This is a genomic window from Lysinibacillus sp. DFXJR4, from assembly GCF_057196045.1.
This window is the reverse complement of sequence record NZ_JBXUNW010000001.1, coordinates 334,207-355,081: the sequence shown is the minus strand read 5'-3', so window position 1 is coordinate 355,081 and position 20,875 is coordinate 334,207. Positions and strand designations below refer to the sequence as shown.

Annotated in this window: 21 protein-coding genes; 8 read left to right on the top strand and 13 right to left on the bottom strand. The window is 36.0% G+C overall.

Annotated features, from left to right (window positions below):
* Window position 1: 1 nt before the first annotated feature.
* Together AC2CGN_RS01670 and AC2CGN_RS01665 are read right to left on the bottom strand one after the other, a co-directional pair.
* Window positions 2–1,672, bottom strand: coding sequence for a GspE/PulE family protein (locus tag AC2CGN_RS01670; protein WP_429980752.1), 1,671 nt, complete (start codon window positions 1,670–1,672; stop codon window positions 2–4).
* Between the two features lie 17 nt (window positions 1,673–1,689).
* Window positions 1,690–3,018 (bottom strand): VanW family protein, encoded by a 1,329-nt coding sequence (locus tag AC2CGN_RS01665; RefSeq protein ID WP_484511719.1) that lies wholly within the window; start codon window positions 3,016–3,018, stop codon window positions 1,690–1,692.
* Window positions 3,019–3,558: 540 nt separating this feature from the next.
* On the opposite strand from AC2CGN_RS01665, the gene AC2CGN_RS01660 reads away from it, so the two are divergent.
* Genes AC2CGN_RS01660 through AC2CGN_RS01650 form a run of 3 tightly spaced genes read left to right on the top strand, consistent with a single transcriptional unit; the run spans window position 3,559 to window position 6,130 of the window.
* The gene (locus AC2CGN_RS01660) at window positions 3,559–4,023 is read left to right on the top strand and encodes a type IV pilus modification PilV family protein (RefSeq protein ID WP_429984599.1); all 465 of its coding nucleotides are present in this window, start codon (window positions 3,559–3,561) and stop codon (window positions 4,021–4,023) included.
* Window positions 4,024–4,025: 2 nt separating this feature from the next.
* A complete protein-coding gene (locus AC2CGN_RS01655; RefSeq protein ID WP_429984598.1) occupies window positions 4,026–4,475 on the top strand; it encodes a PulJ/GspJ family protein in 450 nt (149 codons plus the stop codon).
* Window positions 4,475–6,130: a DUF7305 domain-containing protein gene (locus tag AC2CGN_RS01650; RefSeq protein ID WP_484511717.1), complete on the top strand. Its 1,656-nt coding sequence runs from the start codon at window positions 4,475–4,477 to the stop codon at window positions 6,128–6,130. Before AC2CGN_RS01655 ends, AC2CGN_RS01650 begins: the two co-directional genes overlap by 1 nt.
* Before the next feature lie 432 nt (window positions 6,131–6,562).
* Here the strand turns inward: AC2CGN_RS01650 and AC2CGN_RS01645 are convergent, their stop codons facing one another.
* From AC2CGN_RS01645 to AC2CGN_RS01630, 4 genes are all read right to left on the bottom strand, one after another.
* On the bottom strand, window positions 6,563–8,665 hold the full coding sequence (locus AC2CGN_RS01645; RefSeq protein WP_484511715.1) for a DUF2339 domain-containing protein: 2,103 nt from the start codon (window positions 8,663–8,665) through the stop codon (window positions 6,563–6,565).
* Window positions 8,666–8,756: 91 nt separating this feature from the next.
* A complete protein-coding gene (locus tag AC2CGN_RS01640; RefSeq protein ID WP_429980740.1) occupies window positions 8,757–9,008 on the bottom strand; it encodes a phage holin in 252 nt (83 codons plus the stop codon).
* Between the two features lie 347 nt (window positions 9,009–9,355).
* Entirely contained in the window at window positions 9,356–9,688 is a 333-nt protein-coding gene (locus tag AC2CGN_RS01635) for a helix-turn-helix domain-containing protein (RefSeq protein WP_484511712.1), read from the bottom strand.
* Window positions 9,689–9,850: 162 nt separating this feature from the next.
* Window positions 9,851–10,222, bottom strand: a complete 372-nt coding sequence (locus tag AC2CGN_RS01630; protein WP_484511710.1) for a hypothetical protein — start codon at window positions 10,220–10,222, stop codon at window positions 9,851–9,853.
* Window positions 10,223–10,490: 268 nt separating this feature from the next.
* Between AC2CGN_RS01630 and AC2CGN_RS01625 the strand changes: the two genes are divergently transcribed.
* The 4 genes from AC2CGN_RS01625 (at window position 10,491) to AC2CGN_RS01610 (ending at window position 13,133) form a co-directional block, all read left to right on the top strand.
* Window positions 10,491–10,850: a GntR family transcriptional regulator gene (locus tag AC2CGN_RS01625; RefSeq protein WP_286927054.1), complete on the top strand. Its 360-nt coding sequence runs from the start codon at window positions 10,491–10,493 to the stop codon at window positions 10,848–10,850.
* Window positions 10,851–10,853: 3 nt separating this feature from the next.
* Entirely contained in the window at window positions 10,854–11,720 is an 867-nt protein-coding gene (locus tag AC2CGN_RS01620) for an ABC transporter ATP-binding protein (protein WP_429990768.1), read from the top strand.
* Entirely contained in the window at window positions 11,717–12,415 is a 699-nt protein-coding gene (locus tag AC2CGN_RS01615; RefSeq protein ID WP_286927052.1) for a hypothetical protein, read from the top strand. The genes AC2CGN_RS01620 and AC2CGN_RS01615 overlap by 4 nt, the downstream gene beginning before the upstream one ends.
* 184 nt (window positions 12,416–12,599) lie before the next feature.
* The gene (locus AC2CGN_RS01610) at window positions 12,600–13,133 is read left to right on the top strand and encodes a CPBP family intramembrane glutamic endopeptidase (RefSeq protein WP_429990769.1); all 534 of its coding nucleotides are present in this window, start codon (window positions 12,600–12,602) and stop codon (window positions 13,131–13,133) included.
* A gap of 74 nt (window positions 13,134–13,207) precedes the next feature.
* Here AC2CGN_RS01610 and AC2CGN_RS01605 read toward each other — a convergent pair whose 3' ends face one another.
* From AC2CGN_RS01605 to AC2CGN_RS01585, 5 genes are all read right to left on the bottom strand, one after another.
* Complete coding sequence (locus AC2CGN_RS01605; protein WP_429984592.1) at window positions 13,208–13,651, bottom strand: DUF4362 domain-containing protein; 444 nt, start codon at window positions 13,649–13,651, stop codon at window positions 13,208–13,210.
* 335 nt (window positions 13,652–13,986) lie between these two features.
* Window positions 13,987–14,787, bottom strand: coding sequence for an ABC transporter ATP-binding protein (locus AC2CGN_RS01600; RefSeq protein ID WP_429980731.1), 801 nt, complete (start codon window positions 14,785–14,787; stop codon window positions 13,987–13,989).
* A gap of 56 nt (window positions 14,788–14,843) precedes the next feature.
* Window positions 14,844–15,884 (bottom strand): FecCD family ABC transporter permease, encoded by a 1,041-nt coding sequence (locus tag AC2CGN_RS01595; protein WP_484511706.1) that lies wholly within the window; start codon window positions 15,882–15,884, stop codon window positions 14,844–14,846.
* Window positions 15,877–16,893, bottom strand: coding sequence for a FecCD family ABC transporter permease (locus AC2CGN_RS01590; protein ID WP_484511704.1), 1,017 nt, complete (start codon window positions 16,891–16,893; stop codon window positions 15,877–15,879). The genes AC2CGN_RS01595 and AC2CGN_RS01590 overlap by 8 nt, the downstream gene beginning before the upstream one ends.
* Window positions 16,894–17,009: 116 nt before the next feature.
* Window positions 17,010–18,011 carry an ABC transporter substrate-binding protein gene (locus AC2CGN_RS01585; RefSeq protein ID WP_429990773.1) on the bottom strand — a complete coding sequence of 334 codons (1,002 nt, stop codon included), beginning with the start codon at window positions 18,009–18,011 and terminating at the stop codon, window positions 17,010–17,012.
* A gap of 381 nt (window positions 18,012–18,392) precedes the next feature.
* On the opposite strand from AC2CGN_RS01585, the gene AC2CGN_RS01580 reads away from it, so the two are divergent.
* Window positions 18,393–18,743, top strand: coding sequence for a CotD family spore coat protein (locus AC2CGN_RS01580; protein ID WP_286927045.1), 351 nt, complete (start codon window positions 18,393–18,395; stop codon window positions 18,741–18,743).
* Window positions 18,744–18,991: 248 nt separating this feature from the next.
* On the opposite strand, the gene glnA is transcribed toward AC2CGN_RS01580, so the two are convergent.
* Together glnA and AC2CGN_RS01570 are read right to left on the bottom strand one after the other, a co-directional pair.
* On the bottom strand, window positions 18,992–20,326 hold the full coding sequence (glnA, locus tag AC2CGN_RS01575; protein ID WP_283871261.1) for a type I glutamate--ammonia ligase: 1,335 nt from the start codon (window positions 20,324–20,326) through the stop codon (window positions 18,992–18,994).
* A gap of 61 nt (window positions 20,327–20,387) precedes the next feature.
* The gene (locus AC2CGN_RS01570) at window positions 20,388–20,762 is read right to left on the bottom strand and encodes a MerR family transcriptional regulator (RefSeq protein ID WP_429980721.1); all 375 of its coding nucleotides are present in this window, start codon (window positions 20,760–20,762) and stop codon (window positions 20,388–20,390) included.
* Window positions 20,763–20,875 lie beyond the last annotated feature (113 nt).

The window sequence follows — 20,875 nt, the reverse complement described above, 5'->3', positions numbered from 1 at the left end:
CCTACTCTTTACTTGCAACACGTAAGATTTCAGATATTGTTGTCTGTCCTACTGCAACCTTTTGTAAACCATCCATTAGCAATGTTTTAAAGTGTTGCTGCTTCATATATTCTCTGATTTTCTGATCGCCCACCTCATGGATAATTAATTCCTTCACATGACGATCAACTGGTAGGATTTCATGAATAGCCATCCTCCCTCGGTAACCAGTAAAATTACATGCTGCACAGCCACGTCCCTTACGTCCCTGCGTCACATCGGGTATGCCATTATCTTTAAAAATAGCTAACTCATATTCAGTAAAAGTATAAATCTCAGAGCAATCTCTACAATTTCGTCTAACAAGACGCTGTGCCATAATACCGACTAATGAAGACGATAATAAAAATGATTCAATGCCCATATCCTGCAAACGTGAGATAGAATCGACTGCACTATTGGTATGCAGAGTACTTAACACTAAATGCCCTGTTAACGAAGCTCGTGTCGCAATTTGCGCTGTTTCTAGATCTCTAATTTCCCCAATCATGACAATATCTGGGTCTTGACGCAAAATAGAACGCAGCCCTGTTGCAAATGTGAGCCCAACCTCTTCCTTTACCTGAATCTGATTGACACCCGCCAATTGATACTCAACAGGATCTTCAACGGTAATAATATTGACACCATCATCGTTTAGTTCATTTAATGCTGCATACAGTGTGGAGGATTTCCCCGATCCAGTTGGTCCTGTTATGAGGACAATACCATTGGGATGTGCAATCATGGAGCGAAATAATGCCTCATTTTGATCTGAAAAATCAAGCTGCTCAATACCATTTACAGCGTTTGCTAAATCTAAAATACGCATTACGACCTTTTCTCCATAAACGGTTGGTAGGGTGGAGAGTCGAATATCAATCGGTCGGAAATTAATCGTTGATTTAATACGTCCATCCTGAGGAATTCGATTTTCTGTAATATTAAGATTTCCCATAATTTTTATTCGGGCTAACACAACACTTTGCATATTTTTTGGCAAGGAACGCTCTGTTCTAAGGACACCATCAACACGATATCGTACACGTAGCTCGGTTTCCTGTGGATCAAAGTGAATATCACTAGCTCGTTGTGCTACACCATTTGCAATAATTTGATTAACAAGGCGAACAATTGGTGAATCCTCACGCTCGATATCCGTTTGCATATCGATGCTGGATGTTGCCATATCAGACAGGGCTGCATCCATTGATTCCTGTAGGTCATAGTATTTGGTAATTGTTCGATACAAATCGTCCTTCGCTGCAATACTTGTTTCAATTTGACAGCCCGTAGCCATACGCACTTCCTCAATAGCAAAGTAATCCATCGGGTCTGCCATGGCGATAAAGAGCTTATTTCTTTCCTTGCGCACTGGCATAATGTTCGCACGTTTGGCTAATTCAGCAGGTATCAACTGAAGTAGATCAGGGCTAATCGTATATTGGTTTAAATTAATATGAGGAATCCCAAGCTGAAACTCGAGAACTTCTATAAGCTGTTGTTCTGTTAAGTAATTCTTTTTAATTAAAAAGTCGCCAAGCTTTTCTTCTTTTGACTTTTCAGTTAGCGCATACTCTAATTGCTGTGATGTAATAACACCTGATTCTACGAGTAAATCACCCAGTCGTTTCCGTCCAGCTTTTGCTGCCATGAAAGTACTCCTCTCTTTTAAGGACTTGTTTGTACAAAATTTCCGCCCTTATCATAGTAGCCATAGACAATCTCTGGTCCATCCTGCTTCTGCTCTGTTGCAGTTGTATTTGCATCAGGTAAGCCATTACCATCTAAATCCATCTGCAAATCAGAATCTGTTGCTGTCCTTTGCTGATCTGTCACGACACTTTCAGAGGCTTCCAGCTTACGGGATGATCGTACAACAATACGGTTGATGGGAGCATAATAGTCTCGGCTAACAAGCTGTTCCTCCGTAGAACCGCCATTGATACGGATGGAGCGATAAATTTCAATACGAACGCCCTCCTGCCCCTCCTGCTCAATCTTCTCCTGACCAGCAGCAAGTTCATCTGAATAGCGAGCTATAATTCTCGGTCTGACAATCTTATCCTTGGTCACACGAACGGTCACTTCCTTGTCTTTTTCCGCAGACCATATTTCAATTTTCAACAGATTTCCTTCAATCGTAGCTGTTAGTTTACTAAGCTGAGCTGAGGTATTCACAAATTGCAAATCCTTGGCAAGCACCATATTCACCTCTGCTTCCAATCCTTGCTGTAGGTAAGAAGGTGGAACGGCTTGAGCATGACGTTCTACAATGGCATAATCTGTTTGTAGTATCGTGCTATAGACCATTGAAGCTATAAAATTAAGGGTTTCTGTATGTACCGTATTCGCCTGCTCTCCAAGCAACTGTAGCAGTGACATCTTTTGGTTCGGTGCGATTAATTGATTATTCAGCGTATCGAGCAATCCCTCTAAATTATCAACATTCTTCGGAATATCACTTATTTGAAAAGCAATTCGTTCATTCTCTAATGAACGAACATCGACTAATTCTGCATTAATATGATGGCTGCCTAAATTCCCAGCCTGATTTAGAATCCTCGTAATCGTTTCCTCTGTTTTCCATTGCGAATTACTTTTCACAGCTTTCTTTGTATTGACACCAGCTATTACAGGGATCGGGAGCTGAACAGTTCTTTTACTTTCCCAAAAGGCAAACCATGGCTTTTTTGACAGCTCCTCAAATTGTGACACTACCTGCTCTATATCAAACTGTACATCATGTGCATCCAGTTCCTGCTCCGTACCACCACCACTAATAATAAGAGGGGTTTCCTGCCATTTCTCCACAGCATCACGAAGAATTTGGAGGATCTCTTCTTTATTCAGCCCTTCAACAGCAATACCACCAACTGTCGAATTTTCAGGACTTTCTTTCGCAAAAACTGTGCCATTTAGCACAAGTGATGGAACAAAAAATCCTACAATTAGAACAATCGCTAAAATGACGCTAATTATTTTTATGTACATTTTCATCCATCTCATCCTTCCATTCACTAATGGAATTTCTATTTATATACAAAATGATACTACAACTATAGTAGTTTGACACCCTTAAAAATGCAACTTTTTTCCGATTTATTTTTTAAAATTCCTGAAAAAATTCAAAAAATATTCAAAAAATAGTTCTATAGAATTAAAAATAGAATAAATTCCATTAGATATAGTTCCAGAATTTCGTTATAATACCTTTAATTAATAATTTTTAAGTCATCATCTCTATTTACGTACCGGTGTAGGTAGAAATGTTCAATTTATAGCAGCTTGAATAAATTCAATATTAAAAAATAATTATGACATTTAGGAAGTTTTACATACCTTATGCTCAAAGAAAACTATGTTAAACAAACACCAAATTATGAGTCTAGAGTTTACAGTAAATAGGTTATCCTTCTGCGGAGCGTTCAAAGAGATTGTTATTAAATAAAATAATAAATAGTTGTAAATAAATATTTTTCGAACTCAAAATGGAGCAAAATATTGATATAACAATAGTTATATAGGGAGGGAATTGATTTGATAAAATATCTTAAAAACAATCAAGGCATGTCTTTGATCGAAGTTGTCGCCGCCCTTTTAATAATAGGAATTGTGTTAATTTCATTTTTTGGCTTGCTCATTCAGTCAAATAAAACAACACACAAGTCAAATGATATTATGGACGCTACTTATGCGGCACAAGTTAAGATGGAGGAGATTTATAATGCATCTGGTGGGGCCGTTTCTTATAAAGAATTAGCAGGCGGCTATACATTAGATGAAGAGAATCCTGGAACGATCTTGTCTTCTCTACCAACTAACCAAGTGTATAAATATTTACCACATGAAGAGGATCGTTTTACTTACTATTTAACATTAGAAACATTTCCTGCAGATAACACTTATAAAAATGCGGTTTATGTGCATCTGGAAGTTGTTGAAAACAGTACAAATAGCAAAGCTACAATGGAAAATGTGTATATACTAGGGAGGGCAAAATAAATATGAAATGGCTACGAAATAGCAAAGGTCTTACATTATTCGAAGTGCTTGCAGTCGTTGTTATTCTTGCCATCGTATCAATGCTGAGTATTAGTATTGTAACATCTGCTACAAAGCAACAAATCGAGCAGAGTGCACATAATCGCGATATTAAGGATTTATCCTTTGCATTAAAAGTAATCACGAAGGATTTTCGGAAGAGTGATAATCTTATAACAGAATCTGATGATACAACAGACCCTCCGACAGAATCACACACATTATTGTTAGGGGATGAAATTGTATCAACTTATAGATTAGAAAATAATCAAATTATTCGAAATTCAAACGGTAGTGACGAAATCCTTGCCTATAAAATTACCAAATTTACAATCAGCGGAGGCGCTATTGAAATTATCAGTGAAGATGGTCAAAGAGCGACAACAGATATTACTCAAAGGAGAGGAAAATAATGAGTAAACAAATTAAAAATCAACGAGGTTCAGCGCTTGCACTTGCGTTATTTTTAGTTGTGATTATCTCAATCCTTGGTATATCTTTAATCAGTGTCTCTTCTAACAGTCTAAAACAAGTAGACTATGAGCGAAAAGATCAGGCGGTGTTTTATATTGCTGAGGCGGGGATTAATTTAGCTAAAGAAGACGTAAAAATAAAATTAAGAAAAATTGAAGATGACGCAATCCAAGAGATTACGAAATGGATTACTGATCAAAATATTTACCGTAAAGCTAATAAATTACCAAAATTAACAAAGCAAATGGCGATGAAGCATTATGTTGAAGTTATTCTAAAAGAAGAATTTGATAAAGCAATTGATAAGGGATATTTTTCTGACACATCTTTTACTATCTCTACAGGTAAGGTAGCATCTATTGAGCTACAACCGACAAGTACAGACTTTAAAGTCAAAATCATTTCAACTGGGACCATTGATTCTGCTAAGGAACGTGTAGTTGATCAAGAAATTAAACTTAGACCTTCCCTATATATTGATTTAGGTGATGATGAAGAAGATGGCAGCGGAAGTGGTACTCCACCTCTTGTATCTGGAGATTGGGAAAATCATACCGTTTTAACATCTGGAAATATTGTATTTAATAGTAGTGGTGAAATTCATGGGGATACATCTTTAAGATATGGGAATGTAATTTTTAACAACTACTCTGGAAAAATTCTTACTGAAGATGGTTCAACTGGTGGAAAAATTAATATGGATAGTTCAAAACAGTCAATTACCCCTCAAAATCAACAACAAAAGAATGAGTGGCATTATCCTAAAACAATATTACCACCACTTGCAATTGACCCAAAGAGTTTTTTGCCTAATGATTTTTGGGAAAGGACAACGGATAAAACAAATCAATTATCAGCAATTCCATTACTATCAAAATATACGCTATCTAATGGAGTGGATTTAGTTACTAATGGCGTACTTTCAACTGAAGACCCTAAAGGCTATCTGAAAAATAATGTAACATTCAATTTAACATCAGATACACATCTATCAAGAATTAGAATTACTTCCAATCGAACAATTACTATTAACATAGACAGTGAAGTTAATTTATTAGTAGATGATTTTGATATGGATTACGGAACAATAAATATAACAGGGAATGGAAAGTTGAATTTATATGTAAAAAAATTCACTGCACTTAACTCTACTACTGGGTTTAACGCAAATACAGCAGACCCTTCAAAAGTCAATTTCTATTACGTAGGCTCATCACAATTCACTTTAAATGGTTCTACACCATTTTATGCAACATTATTTAGCCAAAGTGCTAATATGTCATTGGGTAGTGGCTCTAAAGTGTATGGTAATATTATTTCAGGAGGAAGCAAAATCACTTTTTCTGGAAATACACCTACTACAGGTCAATATGTAATTGCACCAAATGCTGAGTTAATTATTGATGGGAGTGCTTCTATTAGAGGTTCCGTTGTAGCTGACTCTATCAATTTCACTGGTAATGGTAGAATTTACAAGGGCTCTAATTTACCTCCTCTACCATCAGGTGTAGGACCATCGGATGGTTTCGAAGTATTACCTGATCCTGATGGTGGTAGATTACCTTTTGAAGAAGGTTCTATTATAGAAAACTAATTATAACTTAATAATTTCCTAAACAACTGAAAACAGCCAATGAGAAATTCAACTCTCTTTTGGCTGTTTTATCATCTCTCCTATTAACAATGTTACAATAAAAGATATATTTATCTTTTTTAGCAGTGGCTTTACATTGAGCATCATTTCTATAACTTTCATCACATTTATGGACTTTATCTTTAAACCTGAACCTCAGCTAGAATTCCATCGCATCTACTTCTTCCAGTTAAATAAAGTTTTGAAGGAGTTTGAAAATCGGGTTATTTGCATGCCTAGGATTCTTCCTCGTGTTGATGTGGTACCTTACATTTTACATAGAACACTTCTTCAAAATCATTTACCCTTTTAAAATGCCAAAGCGCTGTTAAACAACACTTTGGCATTTTGTATTTGATGGCTACTTTTTACTAACAACCATATTCCCTTACTTTATTCCTTATCCTTCCTCAACAACCTACCCGACAACAACAATCCAATCCCACCAATCGCGATAAACAAAACAGCTCGTATTAATAGATCGAGTGCAGATAAATCAAAGAATATAAGCTTTATAAACGCAATGACCAAGATGGTAAAGCCCGTTAAGCGTAATGTACGGAAGTTGCGCACCGTACTCAGCCATAGGGCAATACTGGCTGTCACAAAAAGTGTAATTGTAGAGAGTGCAATGCTGAGCTTCCAGTCTAGTAGATTGTTATAGGCTAGCTGATGTACGAATCCCCAAATGGATAGCATTGTCAGCACGATGCCTGCACTCACTGTCGGATCAACGTATTTCTCCATCTGTCGTTGATATATTTGATAAATACGGCCCTTTATAAGCACATCTATTAAAATTGCCACAAGCACAACAATATAAATGATTCTTGTTATTATATGGAGCCATTCTATTCCCTGCATTTCGGCTGGAAGGATACCGATTGATAGCGTGAAAAGCAGGAAAAATGCGCCAAGCACTGGTGTTAATGCGCGTCCTTTATATTTTGCTGGCACTAGAAGGGATGCTGCAAATAGGACAGCTAGCATAATACTCATCATATGTGGGGTGTTGCAAACACCCACAAAATAAGCTGCATCAAGCTTATTAATATAGACTAAGAAGTAACCTGTTGTTATGACTGCTAAAAAGTCTACTACATATAAATCCTTCATCAGTTTTTCAAATACCGAAAGTGACTCTTTCGCACGCATTGCATATAGATAAATAAGCAGCAAATAGATGACTGGCATAAAAAGGCTAACATGGTTAATGCTAAAAAATGGTGCCGGCTCATGAATCATAAAGTTGATTATAATGGTAATAGCAAATATGACCGAGCTGATGACCTTCATCAAGCTTGCTCGTAAACGTAAGCTCATCATAACACCTGTAAATGCGATAAACGGCAATAGTAAATCTTCTACTTTCTCTGGTATATTCATAACGAGTAGCGTATTACATAGGGTGATAAACGCGAGTGTGATGGCACTATCAAATGCCTCCTGCCATTTTTGCCTATAGCCATAACCCGCTAAAGTCGCAAACAAGATGACCAATACGAATAAAAGCGCTTCACTATATTCGATTGGTCTAATCATAAGGTTCAAAAGCAATAAGCTAAAAACTCCTAGAGAAAATTGAAGACCGACATGAATATGCTTCCATTTAGATTCAATATTAAATAAACGGCACCAACTCGTATAGAAAATAGCTAATACAGCCATCAAGCCAAATGCCATTATAGCTCGATTGTCAGTGTTCATAAACGCTATAATGCTAACAGCTAGCATAGAGAAAAAGGTTGCTATATAGAGTGCCAGCTTTTGCTTATGCTGATAAATGACAAATTGTAGCATCGTAAATAATGCAAGTACATAAATTAAAATAATAACAGCACTAAAATCCATATATTCTAGTAAATATGGTAGCAAAAGTGAAGTGAATGCTACAAACACTGTTAATATCTCATTTTTCTTTAAGTAGCAAATAGTAATCCCATAGCCGATATAGATGATGGCAATAACAAGTGCCAACGTTAGACCAATGATTTCATACAATATTGCACTGGCTGCTGTTGTTAAAATTCCTACGATAAATGCCCCACCATATAAGGAAATGGTGATAGCTGGAGATCCTTTTTTTCTATGCTCCAGCACATTTGCTAGTACAGCTAAGAAAATCGATAATGCATAGGCGAGGATGATTTTAACCTCATTTGATAAATAACCATAATCACTAACGAGCTTAAGACCCCAAAGCACCCCCATCACTAAAATTACCATGAATATTTTTGGTAAAGCCCACATGATACGTTCCTCCAGCGATTGCTGTGGTTGCTTCTTTTTTTCAGGTATTGGCCTTGGGTTTGGCTTGGAAGTACTAATTGGTTTTTGTTCCGCCAATGATGAAGATTGTTTTATCATTGTTTTTCTAGCATTTATTGCCGTTGATTGACCAGCAGAATGTTGCTGTTTTAAGACATCTAACTCCTGCCTCAAATCCATCATTTCCTTCTCAAGCTTGGCAATCCTTTGCTCCATTTCAAGTGACATCCCATCATCCTCCCTACTTTTTCATTTTTTACATTATAACACCTTTTTAAAAGGTGTAAAATTATACTTTTAGATCATATTTATACTATAGCTATCTAGGTCTTCGATACATTAAAGCACGCTCACTATCCTTCGTACCCCTTGTAGTTGGATCTATAACAACACCCATTAATACGAGAATTGATAAAACAATATTTAAAATGGATGTTAGCTGCTCACTCATTGCACTCGTTAAATCATAGCCAAAAATAGCTGCAACTTGCTGTGCGAGTAATAAAATCAATGAAAATAGTGCCAATAAAAATGGCTTATGCTGAAGACGAATCTTCCAGTTAATTTTCATAGAAGCTCACCTCCCCCCTTCTCTCTACAATATATGCATAGTGAAAACTTGACACATATGCAAAAATGGAACTCGAGCTATAGAAATAAGGGGTATTAAACAAACAATTTACTTAAACGAAAATACTCTATAAATACTATTTTATAGGCAATAATCACCATAAAAAGCAATGTGAAAAAAATCCAGTATTTCTATTACTATGAGTTCTGGTTTTGCTTTGTAGTAATTCTCATTTCTAGGTTTTTAGTGCATTAGTTTGCAAATTGATGCAGTCTATTTTTTCATATATCTATTTGTATCAAATAAAAAAGATCAAGTATATTTCAACTTGATCTTAGTCGGCTACCCTACGCAAGTAATCCATCATCTCTTCTAATAATATCTTCCATCAATTGAGGATGATCACTGAGAAGCTTCATTAATCGAGCAGCTGAGCCATTTGGACGATTTTGCCCATTTTCCCATGATTCAACTGTTCGTACAGATACACCCATTAATCCAGCAAACAACTTTTGAGTTAATTGTAAATCCATACGTAACATTTTTATTGCTTCTGAATTATATTCAGGAATTTCTTTTACAATAACTACGTTAGATTTTACTTTTGTTGGTTTACCATCAATAAAATCCTGGGCCTGTTGGACGCTCTTCATCATATCCTCGAAGAAATTATTAGCCATTTATTACCCTCCTTCAAAATATGGATATTTGTTATATCCAGCATGCACTATAGTACATGTCTTAAATTCCCAATTATTAAAATTTGAATTAAATTATGATATAGCGTAAATGTTTAAAGTTTTTTGAAGATGGGATGATATTTTAGAAGAGATATACTATGGTTATTTTTTCTTCAGACTTTCTTTCAAAATTTCAACTACTTTTTTCAATTTATTTCGTTGAGCTTTTGTTAGATTATCGATTTCTTTTTTATCATAAACCGTCATCAGAAAAATATACTGACTATCGCTTTTACCGGCAGGCAAATAATAAATGCGATATGCATTACTTTTACTTCGTTTTTGACTGCTAGGGGAAAAACGGAATTTTTTAATTCCTCCTGTACCTTCTATGATAGTATGATTTTCACTATTATTTCCAATTTCAAATTCTAGTTCCCTCAAATCATGATCCGTAAACAATAATTTTTCCCATTGCGATTGAAATAGCTCAGTTTGGATAAAGATTTTGGATTTGTACGTTTCATTGTACATTTAATTTAACCATCCCTCTCATTTTTATATTTAGGGATAGCCTAAATTTATTATACTACTATTTAATGTGGGTTACTACTATTTAATGTGGGTATTTATAAATATTATTTAATTATATTCCAAAAGATTAGACTATTTTAGTAAGAATTATGAGATCAAATTACTTCTGTCACATTAAAATTTTTCCATCAAAACCATTGACAAAAAAATCCTTGCGTTATATGGTTAGTTACAAGAGTAATTAACCGATTAACAAAGGAGGTGGATTGTGATTCATTCTTTAAACAATGAAAAGCCTATCTTCCAGCAAATCCGTGAACGAATAGAGGATGCCATTCTAGATGGACAACTACAGCCCGGGGATCGCGTTCCATCCACCAATGAATTTGCGAAGGAATATCAAATTAATCCTGCAACAGCTGGGAAAGGCGTGAACGAATTAGTGGATAAAGGTGTTATTTATAAAAAACGAGGTGTTGGCATGTTTGTTAGTACAGATGCTCGTGAAATTTTACTGGTGGAGCGCAAGGAAAATTTCTTTCAGCAGCATATAGAGCCATTAAAAAAAGAAGCAACAAGATTAGGGATTTCCAATGAAGAATTACAAAATATGTTACAAAGGGGTTAGTGTATGAAAATCGACGTAAAAAATGTTGTTAAAACATTTAAACATAAGAAAGCTTTAAAAAATGTCACATTTACGCTAGAGGGGCCTAAAATTATTGGGTTTTTAGGTCATAATGGTGCTGGTAAAACAACCTTTTTAAATTTATTAGCTGGACTTATTGCCCCAACTAGTGGAAGCATCTCTGTCAACGGAGAAAATGTGTTCAATGCACCCGCAACTTTACGTGATATTTGCTTTATCGCAGAAAGTGGTAATTTTCAGGAGGAAATGACCATTGCACAGGCATTAAAAGCTAATAGTTTCTTTTATCCACAATGGGATGAAGCACTTGCGAGGGAGTTACTAGAGGTATTTGCATTAAATCCCAAGGATAAGGTTCGTGGTTTATCGAAAGGAATGGTTTCAGCTTTAGGCATTATTACAGGGTTTGCAAGCAATGCAGGCATAACAATTTTCGATGAGCCTTATATCGGGCTTGATGTCGCTGCACGAAATACATTTTATGATTTATTAATTGAGCAACAAACTGAAAATCCAAGACTTTTTATCTTGTCCACACATTTAATTGATGAGGCAAGTGATCTCTTCGAGGAAATTCTAATTTTGAATGAAGGGCAGTTGTTGCTTCAAAAAGCAGCAGAGGAATGGCACCAGCATATTGTAGCTGTAAAAGGAAACGCTTCAGATGTTGAGCAGGCAATACATGGACTAGAAATTATCTATCAACATATGTTTATGCAGGAATTAACTGCGGTAATCTATAGCGATGGTCGCCATATCGAGGGGCAGAATATTAAACTTGAGCGTGTTTCCTTACAGGATATGTTGGTGTACTTAAGTAAGCAGCAGAAAGCGAGGGCTATTAAATGAATACAGTGAAGGGTAGTTTTTATATTCTATTTCAAAGCTATAAAAAGAAAAACATTATTTTTTGGAGCATTTTATTTTCTATCGTTCTATTGACTTTTTTCATAGATACTTTTTTTGGGCAATACTTGTTTTCTTTCGCCATTACGATTTCTATTCCAGTCTATATCTTTTACAGTACAACGGCATCAAAGTTGTTAAATAACACCTTGCCTTATTTTTTAAAACTCGGAATAAGTCGTACGCAGTATATGGTCAATGTTGGTCTCTTTTTTATCTGCTGGAGCCTAGCTGGCGCTGTAATCATTACTTGTACGCATAAAGTCATTACCTACTTTACAGCATTACTAAAAATTAAAGAAATACTTATTATTCATCCAATATACTTTTTCGGGAATTCCACCGCATTTATAGATACAGTTGCACTGGACACGGTATTACTACTATTCTCTTTAACATCTGGGCTATTGTTAAACATTATCTTTTATCGTTTTGGAACTGTTGGTGGTTATAGCTTTATCGGAATACTTTGTTTAATTCCAATTACTATGGTCATTTTCGAGTGGTATACTCCATTGTTTGAGCTGTTTTCAAAAGTATCAGCTATAACAATAGTAAGTAGTCTATTAGTATTTAGTGTCCTGCTATACTTTATCATCTCACTGGCTTTACGGAAGGCTTCAGTAAATCCTGCTTAATTCAAAAAGAAGGGATCGTGTAGATGACAAAAAAATCTTTTTTAAACTAATTGGCTTAGAACTTTTACTTATATTTTTCTATGTTATAAATGGTGCCTACGTTTCCATTCAACAACCTTCAAGCCCCTTTTTCCAATTTGCGCTGCTAGTACCTCTTTCATTAGGGCTCTTTGTGTACATTGCAGTGAAAAAGAAATGGCACCAATACTTCTTTTTAACTTTTAATAAAAGTGATATTTTACTTGTTAGCCCACTTATTTTCGTTTTATGTATCATTCTTTTCGGTACCAAAGGCTTGAATACAGAATCCTTTAGTAATTTAATCGTGATGCTGATCATGCAATTGTTCGTTGTAGCTTTTATCGAAGAGACCGTTTTTAGAGGCATCATGCTACGGATGCTAGTAGGAAAAGGGCCTTTAACAGCCGTTTGGGTATCAAGTCTCCTATTTAGCATCACGCATGCCTTACAGTTACTTGGTGGTCAATCTCTTGAAGATACAGTAATCCAAATAATCTATGCACTACTTGTCGGGCTCGTACTTTCTTTACTAATTTTAGAGGGTCAATCCATCATACTAACAATATTGTTCCATGGCTTGAATAATTTCTTTAACTTTATGGGCAACGAAGAAAGCCCTTTGTTATATGCATATATTATTATAATTGTACTTTTTATCTATATGCTACTATTATGGAAGCGTGTGAAGAAAAAATAGTCATCCAATAGTATGTTCTCTTGATGCCAGGTCCTTTGACAAGAAGACTTGGCATCTTTTTGTCCGGTATGATATTATTTTTTAGCCTCTTTCTCATTTATTTGAAAAAGAGGAATTTCCCCATTTTTTATACAGTCAACTAATACATACTCCACTTCATTTTGATTATTTACGCTAGACATTATATTTTTGCAAACATCTGTCTCTTGCCCTTTGTCCTGCCCTCCAAATGCATCATGTGAATTATCATGCGTATATTGAATGTCCTTCCCATCAAAATGTAAATCTTCGAAGATGGGGTCCCCCTCTTTTGTATAGGAAGTCACTCGAACAGTATCCTCTTGATTATTAACTAGATGCTCAAGAAATTGTTCAAATCGTTCTAAATTATGTACTCCGGTATGTAAAATTGTAATATCCCCTCTTTTAATCGCTTTAGAGGAGTCGTATCCACCTGTTAAGGAACACCCAGTTAAAATGATTAAAACCATTAAAAAGAATAAAATTTTTTTAAGCAAGGCTTAACCCCCTTTTTATGACCACTCATTCCAATACAATATTTACCATAACGAAAAATAGATTAAGATGCAAGTCTATCTCTTTTTCGTTTATAATAGCATCTTAATACAGTAAGTGGGATAAAAAAACAAGTGAATAAACACGCAGTTAAAATTCAGGTGCTTATTCACCTGTTTAGGAAAATAAAGTGGCAATCAGATTCGTTTTATCAGGTTATACAGAATTCTTGGCAGGAATTAAATAAATCCAATCTGATTTTTGTTCGGTTGTAAGTCTATTCCCTTGCGTTAATGTTGCTATTTAATCAGTTGTAAGATCTAAACTCACCCGATGCTTACCTCCCTACTTTCCGTCCCTTACCATGAGGAACACATAATGGCGTCCCAAAAATTGGATCTTTAATGATCGTACAGTTCATTCGAAATACATTTTGCACCATCTCCATTGTTACAACTTCCTCAGGTTTACCTTGAGCGTATATTTGCTTATCTCGGACTGCAACAATATGATGGGCATAACGACATGCCAAATTTAAATCATGTAGTACCATAACAACTGTACGATTTTCTTCGACATTCAAATCATATAGTAAGTCTAAAATTTCTATTTGGTGAGCCATATCTAAATAGGTAGTTGGTTCATCTAATAAAATTAAATCCGTTTTTTGTGCTAAGGTCATCGCAATCCAAGCACGCTGTCTCTGACCACCAGACAAAGCGTCTACTGATCGATCTACAAAATCAGTCATCTGTGTTACTTCTAACGCTTTATTTACAATTTTTTCATCCTCATTAGACCACTGCTTTAACCAGCTTTGATGAGGATAACGCCCCTGTTTAATTAATTGTAAGACTGTTAATCCTTCAGGTGCAACAGGTCCCTGTGGTAGAATCGCTAAACGCTTTGCAATATCCTTTGTGGGAATTTTTTGGATTACGTCATCCTCTAAGAAAATTTGACCAGCTTTCGGTTTTATTAAGCGGGCAAAGGTTCGTAAAAGTGTGGATTTTCCACAACCGTTGGCACCTACCAATACGGTAATTTTTCCTTCAGGTATTTGCAAATTTAAATTCTCTAAAATTTTATTTTCCCCATAATATACGCTTAAATCATGAGCCTTTAAAACATTTTTCAAAATCCTGTCACCCTCTTTTATACTCTTTAGCTATTGTAGCTGTTGTTAAAAAGCATTTATTGATTGCGTGTTTTAAACAATAAATATATAAAAAATGGAGCACCGATAGCTGCTGTAAATACACCTGTTGGTAGATCTTTAGGTAAGAAGGCTGTTCGAGCCACAATATCGGCTGCTATAACAATAATCCCACCGATAATAGCCGTTACTGGAATTAAAGCAGCAAAGGAGCGTCCAATAAGCATTCTACTCATATGTGGTGCCACTAATCCGACAAAAGCAATTCCACCAGCAAAGGCTACAGCAGAACCTGCAAGCATGACACTGATTAGTAAAAAGAATAAACGATAGATTTGAACTTTTACGCCTAGTCCAATAGCAATATCATCTCCCAATTCCTTAACATTTACAATTCTAGCCATTACGAATGTCAATGGTAATAATACTAAAACCCATGGTAGCAATAGAAAAACATCTTGCATATTAGCCCCATATAAACTTCCTGTTAACCATAAATATGCTTTCGTGGTAGCAGCCACATTACTAATAACGAGCAGCATGGTTACCATCGCTTTTGCTAGTGCCGAAATCCCAATACCAATCAACACCATACGTATAGGAGTTACACCCTTTTTCCAGGATAGAAGATAGATGATAAACGACACGATCGTAGCACCTATTATTGCTGCTAGGGGTAAAAATTGAATACTGACTGCTCCCATAAAATACACGATAAAAACAATCGCCCCAACAGATGCGCCACTAGTTACTCCAATAATATCTGGAGCTGCAAGTGGATTACGAATAATTCCTTGTAAGATTAAGCCCGCAACACCAAGTGCTGCACCGACTAATAAAGCCATCAATACTCTAGGTAGTCTTAATGTATGTAAAACAAAATTATAGTCCCCACTTCCGTAGCCAAACAATTCCTGAATAACAATCCATGGATGAATAAAGTCACTGCCAGCTGATAAGCCAAGAATCGTTAATAGGGCTAATAAAAGACTCAGAATTAGAGTGATCAAGCATGTTTTTAAAGCAATTTGAAACGAAATACGATCCGATTTTGTGCGTATTGTCATGTACTTAGGCATTTTTCGCTAACCCCTTTCGTGCAATATAAATGAAGAAAGGAGCACCAATTAAAGCAGTCATAACACCAATTGGCATTTCCAACGGCATGATTATAAATCTAGCTGCTAAATCAGCCAACAGTAGAAGCGTAGCCCCAATCACCGCACTATAAGGAATAATCCAGCGAAAATCTGAACCTACAAGCCCTATTGCTATATGCGGTACAATCAGTCCAATAAAGCCAATTGAGCCCGCAACTGCTACAGAGCTACCTGCAAGCACAATAATAATTATACCCAGCATAATTTTAGTGATAATTGTTCGCTGCCCTAACCCTTTTGCAATATCATCACCAGATTGCAAGACATTAATGGATCTTCCCATAACTATTGAAACAATGGTTGCGACTAAAATAAATGGAAGAACAGGTAAAAGCATATCAATGCTACGTCCTGACACTGACCCTGCTAACCAAAAAAGGACACTTTGTAGGCCCTGTTCATCAATCACAAGTAATCCCTGTGTAAACGATACGAATAAGGCTGTAATCGCTGCACCTGCTAATACTATTTTGATGGGTGTTAAACCATCTCTTCCTAATGATCCTAAGAAAAAAACCATTGCTCCTGCAATACCTGCCCCTAAAAAGGCAATCCACATATAACTCATTAAGGAATCTATTGAAAACAAAGTAATCGCGCTGACAATAAAAAATATAGCTCCTGCATTAATACCTAAAATATCAGGTGCCGCTAATGGATTTCTTGTTAATGCACGCATTAAAGCCCCAGCAATGGCAAGACTGGCACCAACTACCACAGCGATAATAGCGCGTGTCAAACGAGAAGTTCTTATAATGACATGCTCGGTATTTGCATCATTAAAATGAAAAAATGCCTGATAGATAGACTCTAATGATATAGAGGTTTGACCAAGTGCAATACTTAAAATAAATGTGCAAAAAAGCAATACACAGCTTATTAGTAAGCAAATTTTTTTCATTGAGGTACTGGAAAGAATAATTCTCATTTTATGCCAACTTTCTTCATCCACAATTTATCTCGAAAACTAGCTTGCAGTTTAAATATAAAGCTTTCTATCTACAAGAAGAGGGCTGTCGCTAAAGATACAGCCCTTACTTGCCATTATTTTTCTAATTCAAATTTGTCATAAATATCATCGAGCATTAAATTAGCACTTAGAATACCACCAGCTAGATTCCAATTAATTTCATCAACCTGGTATACTTGATTTGCTTTGACTGCATCAAGCTCTTTCCATAATGGATGATTTGTCCATTCTTCATAAACTTTTTTAACAGCCTCATCATTTTCCATAAACATATAAATCACATCTGCATTCATCTGTGTAATACTTTCTTTGTCTGTTAGTTTTACAATCTCTAATGAATCATCTGTTAGATTTTTAGGACCCTTGAAGCCAAGTTCTGATAAAATTGATCCTGCAAAGCCTGTAACATAAATTCGTGCATGATCTGCTCTAAAATTAACAACTGAAACATGTAGTGGCCATTGATCTCCAAGCTTTTCTTTAATTTTTGTTTGGAAATCTGCCACTCGGTTATCCCAATTTCCTAATAGCTCTTTTACCTTATCTTCTTGATTCATCGCTTGACCCATCATTTCTGCTGTTCCTTTGAAATCAAAAACAGTTTCATGGGCAACTGTTGGTGCAATTTGAGATAACTGATCATAAATTTCCTCATGACGCACTTTCGAAGCAATAATTAAATCAGGCTTAAGCTTCGCAATTTCTTCTAAATTTGGCTGTGTTTCCTGCCCAACGATTGTTACACCATCTAAATCATTTTTAAGATAGTTGTAGATAGGCGCTTCTGCCCACGACTCTACTGCACCTACTGGCTTAATCCCCATTGCAACTGCCACATCGGTAGCACCTTGATAAAGCGTTACTATTTTTGTCGGTGTTCCTTTTACTGTTGTTGTACCCATCGCATGTGTAATTTCACGACTTGTTTCCTCTGTTTTTCCTTCTTCTGATGCTTTATTTTCCTGTTCACTACTTTTTGATGTTTTATCCCCGCAAGCAGCTAGTAAAATTGCGAATGATAGTAATAATGTGAAAAGCAAATAAAAATTTCTTTTGTTAAATGTAAGTTTCGACATATAGGTCCTCCCAAATAATAATCAATAATGATAATCATTATCACTAAAAGAGTATACTGTACAAAAAATGTATTTACAATATCTTTTTTTATAAAAAACGTACCTTTCTAATAATTTTAATAATATTTTATTTTTAATTGGCTGCTTATTATACAAATATACAAATTAATCTCTTTTGATAAAGAAAATCACCTGAAACAAAGGTATATATACTCATCTAATAAGCTATAAGGATATATTAGGCATATGTTACATAAGTTTTGATTTTCACTGATGTGTGAGATTTATCTAATAGTTAGTAGGCAAATAAATAGACCCTATCGACATATCACTCATATCTTAATAATGAACCACAACTTATTAAAACAGGAGGTAATAACCATGTTTAATCGTATGCGTCATCATGGGAAAGGTCCACATTGTTGTCCACCACAAGCAATGCCAACACAATTTGATCCACCACAATTTATGCCACCAGAGCAATATGTTCGTACAAATTATATCCATACTGTCGTACCGCATGTACAACCAACACATATTACAAATGTAAATAAACATATATTCGATCATCAATACTATTTCCCATGTACTGAATCTGTCGTGAATGAATGTTGCGAAAACCATACACTTTGCGAAATGCCACCTAACCCTTGTCACATGCCGCAGCATCACTGCCATATGTCCCATCACCACGGTCATATGCCGTATCATCATAGTCGTATGGGCTATTAGTCAATTACACACCCCAGCGTGATTGCGTCAAGCTCGCTCAAAACGCTACTCTTCAAAATCTGTGATAGCCAAGGGACTCTGTAAGCTAGCGAAATAAATGACCATTCATCTCGCCACTTAATTAATATTTTGCTAGAATCAAGATAAAAAAGAAGCGATGAGGTTGTTAAACGCCTCATCGCTTTTTGTGCTTTTTATATGTCTGTAAAAAACCGAGTATCCTCTATTAGATACTCGGTTAATCTTAATTAGTACATTTTTAAATATTGGTCACGTTCCCATTGATGGACAGTAGTGCGATACATATCAAACTCAATTTCTTTTGCTTCTTTGAAGTTTGCATAGATATGCTCACCTAACGCTTCTTGCGCTACTTTGTCTTTAGCAAGTAATGTTAATGCATCATCAAGAGCCGGTGGCAAGTTTTCAATTCCGTTTGCTTTACGTTCTTCTTCAGACATCACATAAATGTTACGGTTAATTGCAGCTGGTGGAGTTAGATTTTGACGAATCCCTTCTAGACCCGCTTCTAAAATAACAGCCATTGCTAAATAAGGATTTGCAGCTGGGTCCACAGAACGTACCTCTACACGTGTTGACAGACCACGAGCTGATGGAATACGAATTAGTGGTGAACGGTTTTGTGCTGACCATGCCACATAACATGGAGCTTCATAACCAGGAACAAGTCGTTTATAAGAGTTAACTGTTGGGTTTGTTACAGCTGTGAAGCCTTGAACATGCGCAAGAACGCCTGCCATGAATTGCATAGCTGTTTCAGAAAGACCTAATTCAGTCGATTCATCATAAAAAGCATTTTCTTTGCCTTTAAACAATGAAACATTGAAGTGCATCCCAGAGCCAGCTTCACCGTATAATGGTTTTGGCATGAAAGTAGCGTGTAAGCCGTGTTTACGTGCAATTGTTTTTACAACTAATTTGAACGTTTGGATATTATCACAAGCTGTGATAGCATCTGCATATTTAAAGTCAATTTCGTGTTGTCCAGGAGCTACCTCATGGTGAGAAGCTTCAATTTCAAAGCCCATCTCTTCTAGCTCTAATACGATATCACGACGGCAATTTTCACCAAGATCAGTTGGCGCTAAGTCAAAGTAACCACCGTGGTCATTAACCTCTAATGTTGGTTCGCCTTTTGCATCTAATTTGAATAAGAAGAACTCTGGCTCAGGCCCTAAATTAAAGCTTGTGAAGCCCATATCCTCCATTTTTCTTAGGATACGTTTTAGGTTGTTACGTGGGTCACCAGCAAATGGTTCGCCTTTCGCAGTGTATACATCACAAATGAAGCGTGCTACTTTCCCTTTTTCAGAAGTCCAAGGGAACACCACGAAGGAATCTAGATCAGGATATAAATACATATCTGATTCTTCGATACGAACGAAGCCTTCAATAGATGAACCATCAAACATCATTTTATTTTCTAGCGCTTTGTCTAATTGGCTTACAGGAATCTCAACGTTTTTAATTGTGCCAAGTATATCCGTAAATTGTAGACGAATAAAGCTTACGTTTTTTTCCTCGATAAGACGTTTAATGTCCTCTTTTGTGTATTTACCCACAGTTTTCCACACTCCTATAATTTGTCTAGCTTTTATCTTTACCCTACCCTATTAAAGGCTTTTAATAGAATCGGGATAAATCCCCACGTCGGATGGATGATTTTTGCATGCGCTGTGCTTGACGCATTTCCTCACGCATGATACGACGTAATTCTGAGTCACTTAAATCCGGCTCATCTGTCGTCACAGGGTTACTCTTTTTAGCGAATAATTTTTTAATTTTCGCCATATTCATGCCCTGTTCTAAGTAATCTTTAATTTCTAGCAATGTATCGACGTCATTTAATGAGAACATTCGACGATTGCCTTCTGTTCGGTGCGGCTCAATTAAATGGTGTTCTTCATAATAACGAATTTGGCGTGCCGAAAGCTCGGTCAATTGCATCACGATACTCATAGATAATAACGGCATAGTTCGTCTAATTTCACGACTCATTTAAGTCCCCTCCAATACCCGCTAATCATATAACGAAATTTTTACAGTGTCAACAAGTATGTAAGGTTTCCTAACATCGTTTTTAAATATTTTTTCGACTGCTACAAAATTGT

What these genes read in the sequence shown, in the direction of transcription:
- AC2CGN_RS01670 (WP_429980752.1), bottom strand. Translation starts at nt 1,672, where the DNA reads ATGGCAGCAAAAGCTGGACGGAAACGACTGGGTGATTTACTCGTAGAA.
- AC2CGN_RS01665 (WP_484511719.1), bottom strand. Translation starts at nt 3,018, where the DNA reads ATGAAAATGTACATAAAAATAATTAGCGTCATTTTAGCGATTGTTCTA.
- AC2CGN_RS01655 (WP_429984598.1), top strand. Translation starts at nt 4,026, where the DNA reads ATGAAATGGCTACGAAATAGCAAAGGTCTTACATTATTCGAAGTGCTT.
- AC2CGN_RS01650 (WP_484511717.1), top strand. Translation starts at nt 4,475, where the DNA reads ATGAGTAAACAAATTAAAAATCAACGAGGTTCAGCGCTTGCACTTGCG.
- AC2CGN_RS01645 (WP_484511715.1), bottom strand. Translation starts at nt 8,665, where the DNA reads ATGTCACTTGAAATGGAGCAAAGGATTGCCAAGCTTGAGAAGGAAATG.
- AC2CGN_RS01640 (WP_429980740.1), bottom strand. Translation starts at nt 9,008, where the DNA reads ATGAAAATTAACTGGAAGATTCGTCTTCAGCATAAGCCATTTTTATTG.
- AC2CGN_RS01635 (WP_484511712.1), bottom strand. Translation starts at nt 9,688, where the DNA reads ATGGCTAATAATTTCTTCGAGGATATGATGAAGAGCGTCCAACAGGCC.
- AC2CGN_RS01630 (WP_484511710.1), bottom strand. Translation starts at nt 10,222, where the DNA reads ATGTACAATGAAACGTACAAATCCAAAATCTTTATCCAAACTGAGCTA.
- AC2CGN_RS01620 (WP_429990768.1), top strand. Translation starts at nt 10,854, where the DNA reads ATGAAAATCGACGTAAAAAATGTTGTTAAAACATTTAAACATAAGAAA.
- AC2CGN_RS01615 (WP_286927052.1), top strand. Translation starts at nt 11,717, where the DNA reads ATGAATACAGTGAAGGGTAGTTTTTATATTCTATTTCAAAGCTATAAA.
- AC2CGN_RS01595 (WP_484511706.1), bottom strand. Translation starts at nt 15,884, where the DNA reads ATGCCTAAGTACATGACAATACGCACAAAATCGGATCGTATTTCGTTT.
- AC2CGN_RS01590 (WP_484511704.1), bottom strand. Translation starts at nt 16,893, where the DNA reads ATGAGAATTATTCTTTCCAGTACCTCAATGAAAAAAATTTGCTTACTA.
- AC2CGN_RS01585 (WP_429990773.1), bottom strand. Translation starts at nt 18,011, where the DNA reads ATGTCGAAACTTACATTTAACAAAAGAAATTTTTATTTGCTTTTCACA.
- AC2CGN_RS01580 (WP_286927045.1), top strand. Translation starts at nt 18,393, where the DNA reads ATGTTTAATCGTATGCGTCATCATGGGAAAGGTCCACATTGTTGTCCA.
- AC2CGN_RS01570 (WP_429980721.1), bottom strand. Translation starts at nt 20,762, where the DNA reads ATGAGTCGTGAAATTAGACGAACTATGCCGTTATTATCTATGAGTATC.